General features: G+C 44.1%; 15 protein-coding genes. 6 read left to right on the top strand and 9 right to left on the bottom strand.

Features of this window, described 5'->3' with window-relative positions; all coding sequences use genetic code 11:
- Positions 1 to 19: 19 nt before the first annotated feature.
- From BIW15_RS17105 to sdhC, 4 genes are read right to left on the bottom strand one after another with little or no spacing between them, the layout of a single operon-like run.
- Positions 20 to 730, bottom strand: coding sequence for a succinate dehydrogenase iron-sulfur subunit (locus BIW15_RS17105; RefSeq protein WP_005455467.1), 711 nt, complete (start codon positions 728 to 730; stop codon positions 20 to 22).
- A gap of 14 nt (positions 731 to 744) precedes the next feature.
- Positions 745 to 2,511: a succinate dehydrogenase flavoprotein subunit gene (sdhA, locus tag BIW15_RS17100; protein ID WP_005455465.1), complete on the bottom strand. Its 1,767-nt coding sequence runs from the start codon at positions 2,509 to 2,511 to the stop codon at positions 745 to 747.
- Positions 2,512 to 2,856 carry a succinate dehydrogenase, hydrophobic membrane anchor protein gene (gene sdhD / locus BIW15_RS17095; RefSeq protein ID WP_005455480.1) on the bottom strand — a complete coding sequence of 115 codons (345 nt, stop codon included), beginning with the start codon at positions 2,854 to 2,856 and terminating at the stop codon, positions 2,512 to 2,514. It lies immediately after the preceding gene.
- Complete coding sequence (gene sdhC / locus BIW15_RS17090; RefSeq protein ID WP_005496079.1) at positions 2,850 to 3,242, bottom strand: succinate dehydrogenase cytochrome b556 subunit; 393 nt, start codon at positions 3,240 to 3,242, stop codon at positions 2,850 to 2,852. Before sdhC ends, sdhD begins: the two co-directional genes overlap by 7 nt.
- A 395-nt stretch (positions 3,243 to 3,637) precedes the next feature.
- On the opposite strand from sdhC, the gene BIW15_RS17085 reads away from it, so the two are divergent.
- Positions 3,638 to 4,927, top strand: a complete 1,290-nt coding sequence (locus BIW15_RS17085; RefSeq protein ID WP_005455487.1) for a citrate synthase — start codon at positions 3,638 to 3,640, stop codon at positions 4,925 to 4,927.
- Positions 4,928 to 5,008: 81 nt separating this feature from the next.
- Here the strand turns inward: BIW15_RS17085 and BIW15_RS17080 are convergent, their stop codons facing one another.
- Positions 5,009 to 5,767, bottom strand: coding sequence for a Nif3-like dinuclear metal center hexameric protein (locus tag BIW15_RS17080; protein ID WP_025524924.1), 759 nt, complete (start codon positions 5,765 to 5,767; stop codon positions 5,009 to 5,011).
- A 137-nt stretch (positions 5,768 to 5,904) separates the two neighbouring features.
- Here BIW15_RS17080 and BIW15_RS17075 point away from each other — a divergent pair, with 137 nt between their 5' ends.
- A complete protein-coding gene (locus BIW15_RS17075) occupies positions 5,905 to 6,675 on the top strand; it encodes a DUF1853 family protein (RefSeq protein ID WP_025517402.1) in 771 nt (256 codons plus the stop codon).
- A 64-nt stretch (positions 6,676 to 6,739) separates the two neighbouring features.
- Here BIW15_RS17075 and pgm read toward each other — a convergent pair whose 3' ends face one another.
- Together pgm and seqA are read right to left on the bottom strand one after the other, a co-directional pair.
- On the bottom strand, positions 6,740 to 8,386 hold the full coding sequence (gene pgm, locus BIW15_RS17070) for a phosphoglucomutase (alpha-D-glucose-1,6-bisphosphate-dependent) (protein ID WP_020904111.1): 1,647 nt from the start codon (positions 8,384 to 8,386) through the stop codon (positions 6,740 to 6,742).
- 94 nt (positions 8,387 to 8,480) lie between these two features.
- Positions 8,481 to 9,023, bottom strand: a complete 543-nt coding sequence (gene seqA, locus BIW15_RS17065; protein WP_005489857.1) for a replication initiation negative regulator SeqA — start codon at positions 9,021 to 9,023, stop codon at positions 8,481 to 8,483.
- 92 nt (positions 9,024 to 9,115) lie between these two features.
- Here seqA and BIW15_RS17060 point away from each other — a divergent pair, with 92 nt between their 5' ends.
- From BIW15_RS17060 to fldA, 3 genes are all read left to right on the top strand, one after another.
- Complete coding sequence (locus BIW15_RS17060; protein ID WP_024702835.1) at positions 9,116 to 9,883, top strand: alpha/beta fold hydrolase; 768 nt, start codon at positions 9,116 to 9,118, stop codon at positions 9,881 to 9,883.
- Between the two features lie 112 nt (positions 9,884 to 9,995).
- Positions 9,996 to 10,217: a DUF2788 domain-containing protein gene (locus BIW15_RS17055; RefSeq protein WP_005461613.1), complete on the top strand. Its 222-nt coding sequence runs from the start codon at positions 9,996 to 9,998 to the stop codon at positions 10,215 to 10,217.
- Between the two features lie 48 nt (positions 10,218 to 10,265).
- Positions 10,266 to 10,799, top strand: a complete 534-nt coding sequence (gene fldA, locus BIW15_RS17050; RefSeq protein ID WP_077281329.1) for a flavodoxin FldA — start codon at positions 10,266 to 10,268, stop codon at positions 10,797 to 10,799.
- 50 nt (positions 10,800 to 10,849) lie between these two features.
- Here fldA and BIW15_RS17045 read toward each other — a convergent pair whose 3' ends face one another.
- On the bottom strand, positions 10,850 to 11,353 hold the full coding sequence (locus BIW15_RS17045; protein WP_077281328.1) for a DUF4442 domain-containing protein: 504 nt from the start codon (positions 11,351 to 11,353) through the stop codon (positions 10,850 to 10,852).
- 199 nt (positions 11,354 to 11,552) lie between these two features.
- On the opposite strand from BIW15_RS17045, the gene fcrX reads away from it, so the two are divergent.
- On the top strand, positions 11,553 to 12,002 hold the full coding sequence (gene fcrX / locus BIW15_RS17040) for a ferric iron uptake transcriptional regulator FcrX (protein WP_005489847.1): 450 nt from the start codon (positions 11,553 to 11,555) through the stop codon (positions 12,000 to 12,002).
- A gap of 129 nt (positions 12,003 to 12,131) precedes the next feature.
- Here the strand turns inward: fcrX and glnS are convergent, their stop codons facing one another.
- On the bottom strand, positions 12,132 to 13,802 hold the full coding sequence (gene glnS / locus BIW15_RS17035; RefSeq protein ID WP_025500207.1) for a glutamine--tRNA ligase: 1,671 nt from the start codon (positions 13,800 to 13,802) through the stop codon (positions 12,132 to 12,134).
- Positions 13,803 to 13,852 lie beyond the last annotated feature (50 nt).

Below are 13,852 nucleotides of genomic sequence, written 5' to 3'. Positions count from 1 at the left end.
CTTTATGGCTTGCGAGTAATTAAACCGAGCGATTCACCAGCATCGACTTAATGTGACCGATGGCTTTCGTCGGATTTAGTCCCTTAGGACAAACACTTACACAATTCATGATGCCATGGCAACGAAAAACGCTAAATGCATCATCAAGATCAGACAAACGTTCATCTGTTGCCGTATCTCGGCTATCAATCAACCAGCGGTAAGCCGCAAGTAGGCCTGCAGGGCCAATAAACTTATCTGGGTTCCACCAGAATGACGGACAAGAAGTTGTACAACATGCACACATGATACATTCGTACAATCCATCTAAATGCGCACGCTCATCTGGAGATTGCAGGTTCTCGCGTGATGGCGGTAGAGCACCGTCATCAATTAAGAAAGGCTTAACTTTCGCATAGTTATCATAGAACTGCGTCATGTCAACGATAAGATCGCGCACTACAGGTAGACCCGGTAGAGGACGAATGACGATCTTGTCACCTTGTAGAGCCGATAATGGAGTGATACATGCCAGACCATTTTTGCCGTTCATGTTCAAACCATCAGAACCACACACACCTTCACGACAAGAACGACGGAATGCGATGCTTGGATCTTGCTCTTTTAGCAGAATCAATGCATCGAGCACCATCATGTCTGAGCCTTCGTCTACCTCAAGTGTGTACTCTTTCATGTAAGGCTTAGTATCTACGTCCGGGTTGTAACGGTACAAAGAGAAGTTCAGTTTCATAATCATATCCTCCCTTAGTATGTACGTACTTTCGGTGGGAACGCGTCACGGTGTACTGGCGTCATGTTTACATCACGCTTTGTCATCGCTTCGGTTTCCGGGTTGTAGATAGAGTGGCATAGCCAGTTCTCATCATCACGCTCAGGGAAGTCGAAGCGAGCATGAGCACCACGGCTTTCTGTACGGTAGTTTGCTGCAACTGCTGTTGAGAACGCGGTTTCCATCAGGTTATCTAGTTCTAGACACTCAATACGTTGCGTGTTGAACTCAGAAGATTTGTCGGCTAAGTGAGCATCTTTCAGACGTTCACGAATTACCTTCAACTCTTCTAGGCCCGTCGCCATTGCATCACCTTCTCGGAATACCGAGAAGCTGTTTTGCATACAGCGTTGCAGGTCTTTACGGATTTGTACTGGATCTTCGCCACCAGTGCTATTTTCCCAACGCATAGTGCGCGCTAGAGAAGCTTCGATGTCTGATTCAGTTGCAGGGCGAGCTTCAACTTGAGCAGCAAGAGTCTCACCTAGGTGTAGGCCTGTTGCACGACCAAATACCACCAAGTCAAGCAGTGAGTTACCACCTAGACGGTTTGCACCGTGTACAGACACAGAAGCAATTTCACCACAAGCGTATAGACCTTGAACTTCCGCTTCGCTGCCATCCGCAAGTTGCTTAATCGCTTGACCAGAAACTTGAGTTGGAACACCACCCATCATGTAGTGACAAGTTGGAATTACTGGAATTGGTTCTTTCACTGGATCAACGTGTGCGAATGTACGAGACAGTTCACAGATACCTGGCAGACGTGATTCAAGTACTTCTTTGCCAAGATGATCAAGTTTCAACTTGATATGTGGACCCCAAGGTCCATCACAACCGCGGCCTTCACGGATTTCAATCATCATAGAGCGAGCAACAACGTCGCGACCAGCAAGGTCTTTCGCGTTTGGAGCGTAACGTTCCATAAAGCGTTCGCCGTCTTTGTTTAGAAGGTAACCACCTTCACCACGACAGCCTTCTGTCACAAGAACACCCGCGCCAGCAATACCCGTTGGGTGGAACTGCCACATTTCCATGTCTTGCATTGGAACGCCTGCACGAAGTGCCATACCAACGCCATCACCCGTGTTGATGTGCGCGTTAGTTGTCGATGCGTAAATACGACCTGCACCACCAGTAGCTAGAATTGTTGCTTTCGATTTGAAGTAACAGATTTCACCCGTTTCCATACAGATCGCAGTACAACCCATGATTGCGCCATCTTGGTTTTTCACAAGATCCAAAGCGTACCATTCAGAAAAGATGGTTGTCTTATGTTTGACGTTTTGTTGGTAAAGCGTATGAAGAAGAGCGTGACCTGTACGGTCTGCAGCTGCTGCTGTGCGCGCCGCCTGCTCACCACCAAACTCTTTTGACTGACCGCCGAATGGACGTTGGTAGATGGTACCGTTATCAAAACGAGAGAATGGAAGACCCATTTTTTCTAGCTCGATAACTGACTCAGGACCATTTTTACACATGTATTCAATCGCGTTCTGGTCACCAATGTAATCAGAACCTTTTACTGTGTCGTACATGTGCCATTGCCAATCGTCCTTATGCGAGTTACCAAGCGCAACTGTGATACCGCCTTGAGCAGATACAGTATGAGAACGGGTTGGGAATACTTTAGACAACAAAGCACAAGAAAGGCCTTGTTCCGAAATTTGTAGTGCAGCGCGCATACCTGCACCACCAGCGCCGATTACTACGGCATCAAACTCACGAACTGGAATAGACACTTACGCACCCCACAGAATAAATAGACCAGAGAAGACATAACCGAATAAAACGGCAATCACACCAAGTTGAAGTGCACCACGAAGTTTCGCGCACTTAATGTAGTCGGTGAACACTTGCCACATACCGATCCATGCATGAATCAGAACAGATGCAAGCGCCAACATGGTGAAGACTTTGGTGAAAGTACCACCAAAGAATTGGGTCCATGATGCGTAAGAGATATCTGAAAATGCACAGAAGCTAACCAGATAAATCGTGTATAGCGTCATAATGATGGCTGTTGCACGAATCAGTAGGAAATCGTGTACACCATTACGACCAAATGAAGATACGTGTTTTACCATACCAAGATCCCCGCCAATAGTGATAATACTGCAGTTGCACCAAAGGCAACTTTCGCGCTCATCGCGCCTGAATCTAGTTCTTCAAAATGACCTAGATCCATCAGCAAATGACGAATACCACCAGCGATGTGGTAGGCAAGTGCAGTCAGGATACCCCACAGGATGAATTTTACGAAGAAGCCATCAACGATATCTGCGGCTTCCATAAAACCCATAGGGGATGACAGAGAAATGGACAGTAACCAAAGTAATATACCCACCGCAACAAACGTAATTACCCCAGACACACGGTGCAGGATCGATGCGATTGCTGTGATAGGAAAGCGAATGGTCTGTAAATCTAAATTAACAGGTCTTGACTTTCTTTCTTTCACGGGCTTGCTCACTCAGCTCCATTGAGCATTTATTGTTATAACCAATTTCAGCTTCCAAACGTACAAAAGTTAACATTTAATTAACAAATTATCGCAATAAGCTCAGAGATAATTGTAAACACTTTGTTAACAACCGGAGTCCACAAACAAACCTCACTTTTGTTTCTAGCCCCGAATTTATAAGGATTTAACTAAAATTTTCTTTGCCAATATACGGCGAGCAACATTCTAATACAATTGGTGTAACAAATTATGCTACATAGAACAGATTTTTAACGATTTTCATGAGAAAAATCATAACAAGTGCACACAAAGATGGAGAAAAATTGACTTTAAGCTTTAACAACAGTACAAAAATGGCACATAAACATCCTGGACGGATTAAATAATAAACAAAGGAGATTGTTATGGCGGATAAGAAAGCGACCCTTCATGTTGAAGGTCAAGCGCCAATCGAACTGCCAATTATGGACGGTACGCTAGGTACACCTGTAATTGACGTTCGTAAACTGGGAGCCAATGGTTACTTTACTTTTGACCCAGGTTTTCTTGCCACTGCATCTTGTGAATCATCAATCACTTACATCGATGGCGGCAAAGGTATTCTTTTGCACCGCGGTTACCCGATTGATCAATTAGCCAATAACGCAGATTACCTAGAAGTATGTTACATCCTTCTTTACGGTGAAGCCCCTACCCGAGAACAATACGAGCAATTCAAAACGACTGTTACTCGTCACACAATGGTACACGAGCAAATCGCAAGCTTCTTCCATGGCTTCCGTCGTGATGCTCACCCAATGGCAGTAATGTGTGGTGTGGTTGGTGCTCTTGCAGCCTTCTACCACGATTCACTTGATATCAATAACGACGAGCACCGCGAAATTGCGGCTTATCGTCTGCTATCTAAAATGCCAACTCTGGCTGCAATGTGTTTCAAATACTCTGTTGGTCAGCCATTTATCTACCCACGCAACGATTTGAGCTACGCGGAAAACTTCCTACACATGATGTTTGCTAACCCATGTGAAGAGTATGAAGTGAACCCTGTTGTTGCTCGTGCGATGGATAAAATCTTCACACTTCACGCAGATCACGAGCAAAACGCGTCGACATCAACAGTCCGTTTAGCAGGTTCTTCTGGTGCAAACCCATTCGCATGTATTGCCGCTGGTATCGCATCACTTTGGGGCCCAGCTCACGGTGGCGCAAACGAAGCATGTCTGAAGATGCTAGAAGAAATCGGCAGCGTGGATAACATTCCAGAATACGTGGAACGTGCGAAAGACAAAGATGACCCATTCCGTTTGATGGGCTTCGGTCACCGTGTTTACAAGAACTACGATCCACGTGCGACCGTAATGCGCGAAACATGTCACGAAGTTCTAAAAGAGCTGAACATTAAAGATCCTCTGCTGGACGTAGCAATGGAACTTGAGCGTATCGCTCTTTCTGACGAATACTTTGTTTCTAAGAAACTGTACCCGAACGTAGATTTCTATTCAGGTATCATTCTGAAAGCGATCGGTATTCCTGTATCAATGTTTACGGTTATCTTCGCGATTTCTCGTACTATTGGTTGGATTGCCCACTGGAACGAGATGCACAGCGACCCACTAAACCGTATCGGTCGTCCACGTCAGCTTTACAAAGGCGAAACGCAACGTGAATTTTCGCCGCTTCATGAGCGCGAATAATCGTTACTAGAGTTATCAGATAAACAAAAGGGTTGAGATGTAAGTCTCAACCCTTTTTAGTTTTAACGATAAAAATACACGCTACACTGGATTATCAATATCCACAAACTCGACATCTAAACCGTATTCATCGGCTAACCACTTACCAAGTGCTTTGATGCCATAACGCTCTGTTGCATGGTGACCCGCAGCAAAATAGTGGATGTCCATCTCACGAGCGGTGTAAGTTGTTCGCTCCGAAACTTCGCCAGAAATGAATGCATCTAATCCATGCTGAACCGCAAGTTCAATGAAATCTTGTCCACCGCCAGTACACCAACCAACGGTTTCGATCATTTTCTCCGCATTATCTGGAGCGATATGTAGAGGCTCTCGATTAAGGACTTGGTTGATCTTGCTCGCAAATTGAGAACCAGTCATCGGTTTTTTCAAGCGTCCAAATAGGGCGACAGACTGCGGATGACCTTCTAACCCACCGTCGATTTCAATATCAAGAAGACGAGCAAGCTCTGCGTTGTTGCCAAGTTCAGGATGAATGTCGAGCGGTAGATGGTAGCCGTACAGATTAATGTCACTTTTAATTAGGCTACGAATGCGCTTACCTTTCATACCGCGAATGGGTTCTGGCTCCCCTTTCCAAAAATAACCATGGTGGACCAATAACGCATCGGCTCTGAGTTCAATCGCTTTATCAATTAATGCTTGAGAAGCAGTAACTCCAGTAACTACGCGCTTGATCTGTGGACAGCCTTCAACCTGTAAGCCATTTGGCGCGTAATCTTTAATTAACTCGGGCGAGAGTTTGCTGTTGAGAATCTTTTCTAACTGTAAATTATTCATTATCACTTCCAATTTCGAGCGAGTACCTCAAAGTGTATATCGAACTATGACACTGATGCTAGCTACCCTATTCTACTAACCAAATTTAGTTACAATAACGAGGCTCGCTGCTTTATCAACATCACTAAGGAATCAGGATGAATCAACTGCAACGTCTTTATCAATGGATCACCTCTTCTCCTCCTCTTTTTCAGTTGCTCCCTCCTTTTGCTACATTGGAAGACTTATCGATTAAACCTCTGGATGAATCTGAAGAGTACCAAGGGAACCCGAGACTGGGTTTTTTGTATCAGCATTTATGTACCGCTGCACTTGCTAATTCAGAACAATATGAAATTCTTGCAGAAGAAATTCAACTCAACGATAGCGACGGAAAAACCATTGGTGCGATAGATCTCATACTCAAAAATAGAACATTGGACCAACTAGAACATTGGGAAGTAGCGATTAAGTTTTATCTTTTACATGAAGGTGTTTGGTATGGCCCTAACGCGCACGATCAATTGCATACAAAACTGGATAGAATGCTCTCCCACCAATTGAAAATGAGCGAAAGGCCTGAATTTAGACAAATGCTTCCTCTGGATCAGTCTCCAAAGGAACGCTTGTTGATGCAAGGACGACTTTACATCAATCCATTTTCTAATGAAGTACCACCGAAAGAGTGCTTAGGCTTTGCTCTCAATCCAAGCCAAATCAGTGGATATTGGTGTTATCAAAGCCAATGGAGTTTGATCAATAAACCGCTTTACCACTTAAGCAAACCCAACTGGGCTATTGGTACGGATGATTTTTCTCAGCCGATTGAAAAACCAATGGAGCGATTTGAGCATGCACAAACAGCAGATGGCGAGTTCTGGTTTATCGTGCCAGATAATTGGCCACAAAATCCAAAGGCTCATAAATAGAGAGTTAACGACGAGTTGTAAAAAAGGCGACCATCTGGTCGCCTTTTTGTCAGAGTAGGTTTAATTACAAACCTGCAGCTGCAAATACTTGATTCACAATCTCTTGTGCTTCAGCTTCAATTTGTTTTAGGTGTTCTTCACCCTTGAAGCTTTCACAATAGATTTTGTAGATGTCTTCCGTACCCGATGGACGAGCAGCAAACCAACCATTTTCAGTCGTCACTTTCAATCCGCCAATCGCCGCACCGTTACCAGGAGCGTGTGTTAGACGCGCCGTAATCGGATCACCTGCCAGTGTTTCTGCTGCAACCATTTCTGGCGACAGTTTCTTCAACACGTCTTTTTGAGGTCCATTCGCTACCGCTTGAATACGATTGTACTTAGACTCACCATGTTTAGCGGCAAGCTCTTCGTAGTACTCTTGTGGGTTTTTACCCGTTACCGCAGTAATCTCTGCCGCTAACAAACATAGTAAGATGCCGTCTTTGTCTGTTGACCATGGTGTTCCATCTTTACGTAGGAAAGAGGCACCTGCGCTCTCTTCACCACCAAAACCAAACTTGCCAGTGTAAAGGCCATCGACAAACCACTTGAAGCCGACAGGCACTTCACACAGTTCACGACCCAAATCGGCTACTACTCGGTCAATAAGTGCACTTGAAACCAGCGTCTTACCAACAGCAACATCTTTACCCCACGCCTCACGATGACGGTATAGGTAGTCGATACAAACCGCTAAGAAATGGTTCGGGTTCATCAAACCTTTCGGCGTCACGATACCATGACGGTCATAGTCTGGGTCGTTACCAAACGCAAGATCGTATTCATCTTTCAGAGCTAGCAGACCAGCCATTGCGTATGGAGAAGAACAGTCCATACGAACCACGCCGTCCTTATCAAGCGACATGAACTGGAATGATGGGTCAATCGCTTCGCTGACCAAGGTCAGATCTAAGTTGTATGCTTGGCCGATTTGACGCCAGTAATCAATGCCGCTGCCACCAAGTGGATCCACACCAATTTTCAACTTCGATTTCTGGATCGCTTCCATATCGATAACATTTACTAAGTCATCGATGTAAGGCTTCACCAAATCCATCTCTACGAATAGCTCAGATGCTTTCGCTTCTGCTAGCGCTAGACGCTTCACATCTTTTAGGCCACCAGCAATGATCTCGTTCGCACGATCTTCAATCGCTTGAGTCAATTCAGCTTCTGCTGGACCACCATGTGTTGGATTGTACTTAATACCGCCATCTTGTGGTGGATTATGAGACGGTGTGATAACGATGCCATCCGCTTTCTCATCATGCTTTAGATTGTAAGTTAAGATAGCGTGAGAAATGCCAGGTGTTGGTGTGTAGCCATTATCCTGCTGTACGATGACTTTTACACCATTCGCAATCAAAACTTCGATTACGCTTGAAAACGCAGGTTCTGACAACGCGTGGGTATCTTTGCCCACAAACAACGGCCCTGTAGTCCCCTGCTTGGCACGTACTTCTGCAACTGCTTGTGCGATAGCAAGAATGTGGTTTTCATTAAAAGTTTGCTTGTCTGCTGTGCCACGGTGACCAGAAGTACCGAATTGAACCTTATGTTCCGCATTATTAGCATCAGGCTGAAGTAAGAAGTAGTTAGCAACTAACGCTGGAATATTATGGAGATCTTCCTGCTGCGCTTTTTGCCCAGCACGAGGGTGCATAGCCATGTTTGACATCCTTTCTTTTAAAAATAATAAAATTACAAAAAAGCCTCATAATATCCGCTAACTGCGACGCATTATGAGGCTTCTATCAGGTTTCTTAGATTGAACCTGTTACTTTTTCTATCAAGTCAGGTTGGAACTCCATGTGCGTCATCACTTGTTCAACCATTTGTCTCTTACGACTGGTATTGTTGTTTGTGATAACCCAAAACGGCGTACCTGGAATGGCTTTAGGCTTGGTGGTGTTACCATTGGCCAGTAAGGTTTCTTCATTGTCTGCAAAGTAAACGCGTTTGCGTCCCTTTACGTTTGTCGCTTGTGCGAAGCCTTCTGGATTTAACTTATGTAAGGTCGATAGTACTAACATAAAGCGATCAATCGCTTTCTTTAGACCGGCAAACTCATCAGAAATTAGCAGCGAACGCATCTCTTTCACTACATCAATAGATTCTGCTTTGCCCGCATCTTTACTTACTACAATCCCTTGTGGCTTCTCTACTGCTGGTGCCGATTCTGCTACCTGCAACTGACCATCAAGGTTTAAAAGGCGTCGCAAAATATCCGAGGCGCTTTCACCGATATGCTTAGTTTGGCTAGCAATGTAACGGTATAGATCCTCATCAACCTCAATTGTTTTCATTCGCTTTTCACATTCTCAATGTTTAAACTCTGGGGGATTATAACGAGATCCTTTCGGATACTCCACGTTAAACCCATCACGAATAAGATAAAATGTCAGCATTACTCAACTATAAGCAGGAAGGCCAAGGCCAAACAGTTGTTTTGATTCACGGATTGTTTGGTAGTTTAAGTAATCTGGGCCTATTGGCTCGTGATCTTGTTGAAGATCACTCAGTGATCAGTATCGACCTACGCAATCACGGTCTCTCTTTCCACTCTGATACTCATAACTACACTGACATGGCACAAGATGTCGCGACGCTTCTTCAGCACTTAAACGTTGAGCCATCGATAATCGTCGGCCATTCAATGGGCGGTAAAGTCGCGATGAAACTCGCTGATATAGCACCAAATCTTGTGAAACAGTTGGTCGTATTGGACATGGCACCAGTAGCTTACCAGACCAATCGTCACGACAACGTATTTGATGGTTTGCTGGCCGTTATCAAAGAAAAACCTGCGAACCGTCAACAAACGTTAGAAATATTAGCTCAACACATTGAGATGGATGGCGTTAGGCAATTTCTCTCAAAATCGCTGTTTAAAAACGAAGACCATATGGCTTGGCGATTTAACGTCAACAGTTTATTAAGTAACTATGCTGAGATCATTGGCTGGCAAGATATTGCTCCTACCGAGATCCCGACACTCTTCATTAAAGGCGGAGATTCGGACTACTTAATGCCAGAGCACCAACCGTCAGTACAACGACAATTCAAACAAGCTAAAGCACACATTATTGCCAACACAGGCCATTGGTTACACGCAGAAAAACCAGCTGAAGTGATGCGAGTGATCCGGAAATACATTTCGAGTTAACAAATTCGAAAAGCAACAATAGATTATTGAAATAACCCTCCTTGTAGTGCATTAACAATGCTGTGTAACAATGGTATAGTGCGCCCAAGATTTTTCGGCATGAAGGACTAAAATGCTTTACGACTATATGGATATGCTCGAGTCTATTGGGCTCGATCTTCTTTTTGCTGCTATCTTCTTTTTCATCGGGATGGCAATAAAAGATGTGCTAAAGCAAGGCAATGTACCTGTTTTTGGTCGTCGTATTGTATGGTTAGTCCTTTTCCTAGGCTGTGCTGGCTTTATTGCAAAAGGTATTATTCAGCTCACTTGGGAAGGCTCGGGGTTAGGTTAAACCCTCAGTACCATTGCCCATAACAAACAATGTAAAGGTATAGACTCTATGGCAAGTGTAGGTATCTTCTTCGGTAGCGACACAGGTAATACTGAAGCCGTTGCAAAGATGATTCAAAAGCAACTAGGCAAACATCTAGTTCACGTTCAAGACATCGCGAAAAGCAGCAAAGAAGACATTGATAACTTTGATCTTCTTCTTCTAGGTATCCCTACTTGGTACTACGGCGAAGCACAATGTGATTGGGATGATTTCTTCCCTGAACTTGAGCAGATCGATTTCTCTACTAAGCTAGTGGCTATCTTCGGCTGTGGCGACCAAGAAGACTACGCAGAATACTTCTGCGATGCGATGGGTACAGTGCGTGACATCGTTGAGTCTAAAGGCGGCACAATTCTTGGTCATACTTCAACTGAAGGCTACGAGTTTGAAGCTTCAAAAGCACTTGTTGAAGGCAACGACAGCCAATTCGTAGGTCTATGTATTGATGAAGACCGTCAACCTGAGTTGACTGACCAACGCGTCGAAAACTGGGTTAAGCAGATTTACGAAGAAATGTGCCTAGCTGAGCTAGAAGGCTAAGTAAGTATTAAAAAAGACCTCCGATTAGAGGTCTTTTTTATAGCATTAAATTAAGGCGCTTCCGTTACCGCCTCTTCTTCTCGATATTGAGGCTTCTTTCTCACATATAACTTGCGCTGAACTTCAGATACCATATTCCCTTGTTTGTCTTTTACATGCGTAATGAATTCAGGAAAGCACTTTTCGCCGTTTCGAGTCATCTGATAGATCTCGTCTAGCATGCCATCCGTGATCTTAAACTCAGCAAACAAATCGCTTTGTCCTGGCTTGATAAAGTTGATGCTCGCCTCTTTATCCCACACGTAATACTCTTCACGTAGAATACCCATCAACATGAGAGAGTAAATGGGATCGGTTAAGGAAAAAATACTGCCTCCATACTGTGTACGATTGGCATTTTTGTTCCACCAGCGAAGTTTCAAACGAACTTTAACCATTCGGAAGTCTTCAGAAATATGTAAGATTTTAATTCCGGCCCCCCAAAATGGTGGCCATACATTCAACGCAAATTTCACAATCCCTGGTTTATAAATCTTCGCGAGTCGCTTATTCATTGCAGTCCGTGCCCTCTCTAAGCTCATGTTACAAAATTGTAACTGGTCAGATCTGTAATATAATCGACCCATTTCCAATTTACAAAAAGATTCTATTAACCCTTTGAAGTTCGTGGTTTAATGTTTTTAGCGCTTCGCCTATAATGGTAGGAATATTGAATTCTGTTAAATCGCTGCAGATGATCCAACGGGAAAGTATATGTCAGATAATAATCAGGCGCTGAAGGATGCGGGTCTAAAAGTTACCCTTCCAAGGCTAAAAATTCTAGAAGTACTTCAGCAGCCAGACTGCCAGCACATCAGTGCTGAAGATTTGTACAAAAAGCTGATTGATCTAGGTGAAGAGATAGGTCTAGCAACTGTTTATCGCGTTCTAAACCAATTCGACGATGCAGGTATTGTTACTCGTCACCACTTTGAAGGTGGCAAGTCAGTCTTCGAATTGTCAACTCAACATCACCACGACCACCTAGTATGTCTAGACTGTGGTGAAGTAATTGAGTTTTCTGACGATATCATTGAAGAGCGCCAACGCGAAATAGCAGCTAAGTACAATGTGACGCTAACAAACCACAGCTTATACCTATACGGTAAATGCAGTGACGGTGGTTGCAAAGAAAACCCAGATGCGCACAAACCTGCAAAATAATTTGCTTGTAGATTAAAAATAAACGCCAGTTAAAGCTGGCGTTTATTGTATCTGTACTTTTTGTTTTGCTTAATCCAAAAACAAAAATGCCAGCAATTGCTGGCATTTTTCTATAGGTAACGATTGAGATTATTGGTTCTCAATTTTCGCCCATGTATCACGTAGGCCAACCGTGCGGTTGAACACTAGGTTATCTGCAGTTGAATCTTTAGAATCCGCACAGAAGTAACCCATACGCTCGAACTGGTAGCCTTGCTCTGCTTCTGCAGATGCCAGGCTCGGCTCAACGAAACCATTGATCACAACGAGTGAATCAGGGTTAATGGTTGAAGCGAAGTCTTCTGCTGCTGCAGGATTTGGAACAGTGAACAAACGATCGTATAGGCGAATTTCTGCTGGTAGCGCTTTATCCGCAGATACCCAGTGAATTACGCCTTTAACTTTACGACCATCTGCTGGGTTTTTGCCTAGCGTTTCAGGATCGTAAGTACAGTAAATCGTTGTGATGTTGCCTTCCGCGTCTTTTTCAACACGCTCAGCTTTGATCACGTAAGCACCACGTAAACGAACTTCTTTACCAAGAACTAGACGCTTGTACTTTTTGTTCGCTTCTTCACGGAAATCTTCACGCTCGATCCAAACTTCACGAGTAAACGGTACTTCACGCTCGCCCATTTCAGGTTTATTTGGATGGTTAGCCAGCGTTAGATTTTCTACAGCGCCCACTTCAAAGTTCTCAATAACAACTTTAACAGGGTCCAACACAGCCATCGCACGAGGTGCATTTTCATTTAGGTCGTCACGAATACAAGATTCAAGCGAGCTAAACTCGATCATGTTTTCTTGCTTCGTCACACCGATACGCTTACAGAATTCACGGATTGACGCAGGTGTGAAACCACGGCGACGTAAACCAGATACTGTTGGCATACGAGGATCATCCCAACCGTTAACCAATTTTTCGGTTACTAGTTGGTTTAGCTTACGCTTAGACATCACTGTGTATTCTAGGTTTAGACGGCTGAACTCGTATTGATGAGGACGACAATCAATTGTGATGTTGTCTAGTACCCAGTCGTACAAACGACGGTTGTCCATGAACTCTAGCGTACAGATAGAATGTGTAATGCCTTCTAGCGCATCAGAGATACAGTGTGTGAAGTCGTACATTGGGTAAATGCACCACTTATCACCCGTTTGATGGTGAGTAGCAAAACGTACACGGTATAGAACTGGATCACGCATAACCATGAATGACGAACCCATATCGATCTTCGCACGAAGACACGCTTTACCTTCTTCAAATTCACCTGCGCGCATTTTTTCAAATAGCGCTAAGTTTTCTTCAACAGAACGGTCGCGGTATGGGCTTGGCTTACCTGGCTCTTTTAGCGTGCCACGGTACTCACGAATCTGCTCTGGACTTAGCTCATCTACGTACGCTAAGCCTTTGTTAATCAATTCAATTGCATATTCGTAAAGCTTGTCGAAGTAGTTTGATGAGTAACATACTTCACCATCCCACTCGAAGCCTAACCAGTTTACATCTTTCTTGATAGACTCAACGTATTCGATGTCTTCTTTTTCAGGGTTTGTATCGTCGAAACGTAAGTTACATTGACCCTGGTAGTCCTGAGCAATACCGAAGTTCAAACAGATAGACTTAGCATGACCGATGTGCAGGTAGCCATTTGGCTCCGGCGGGAATCGAGTATGCACGCTAGTGTGTTTGCCATCCGCTAGATCCTTATCAATGATCTGGCGAATAAAGTTTGATGGACGAGCATCAGCTTCACTCATCTATAGCACCTCAAAAATATAAGTATTGTCAGAGAAAACGGAACTCTGTA

It is taken from the genome of Vibrio sp. SALL6 (assembly GCF_002002385.1).
GTDB lineage: Bacteria > Pseudomonadota > Gammaproteobacteria > Enterobacterales > Vibrionaceae > Vibrio > Vibrio parahaemolyticus.
The sequence above is the reverse complement of the archived record's forward strand: the minus strand, read 5'-3'. Positions and strand labels throughout refer to the sequence as shown.

Bases quoted from the DNA above. Each gene is read 5' to 3' on its own strand.
- BIW15_RS17105 (WP_005455467.1), bottom strand. From the start codon at position 730: ATGAAACTGAACTTCTCTTTGTACCGTTACAACCCGGACGTAGATACT.
- sdhD (WP_005455480.1), bottom strand. From the start codon at position 2,856: ATGGTAAAACACGTATCTTCATTTGGTCGTAATGGTGTACACGATTTC.
- BIW15_RS17085 (WP_005455487.1), top strand. From the start codon at position 3,638: ATGGCGGATAAGAAAGCGACCCTTCATGTTGAAGGTCAAGCGCCAATC.
- BIW15_RS17080 (WP_025524924.1), bottom strand. From the start codon at position 5,767: ATGAATAATTTACAGTTAGAAAAGATTCTCAACAGCAAACTCTCGCCC.
- BIW15_RS17075 (WP_025517402.1), top strand. From the start codon at position 5,905: ATGAATCAACTGCAACGTCTTTATCAATGGATCACCTCTTCTCCTCCT.
- pgm (WP_020904111.1), bottom strand. From the start codon at position 8,386: ATGGCTATGCACCCTCGTGCTGGGCAAAAAGCGCAGCAGGAAGATCTC.
- seqA (WP_005489857.1), bottom strand. From the start codon at position 9,023: ATGAAAACAATTGAGGTTGATGAGGATCTATACCGTTACATTGCTAGC.
- BIW15_RS17060 (WP_024702835.1), top strand. From the start codon at position 9,116: ATGTCAGCATTACTCAACTATAAGCAGGAAGGCCAAGGCCAAACAGTT.
- BIW15_RS17055 (WP_005461613.1), top strand. From the start codon at position 9,996: ATGCTTTACGACTATATGGATATGCTCGAGTCTATTGGGCTCGATCTT.
- fldA (WP_077281329.1), top strand. From the start codon at position 10,266: ATGGCAAGTGTAGGTATCTTCTTCGGTAGCGACACAGGTAATACTGAA.
- BIW15_RS17045 (WP_077281328.1), bottom strand. From the start codon at position 11,353: ATGAATAAGCGACTCGCGAAGATTTATAAACCAGGGATTGTGAAATTT.
- fcrX (WP_005489847.1), top strand. From the start codon at position 11,553: ATGTCAGATAATAATCAGGCGCTGAAGGATGCGGGTCTAAAAGTTACC.
- glnS (WP_025500207.1), bottom strand. From the start codon at position 13,802: ATGAGTGAAGCTGATGCTCGTCCATCAAACTTTATTCGCCAGATCATT.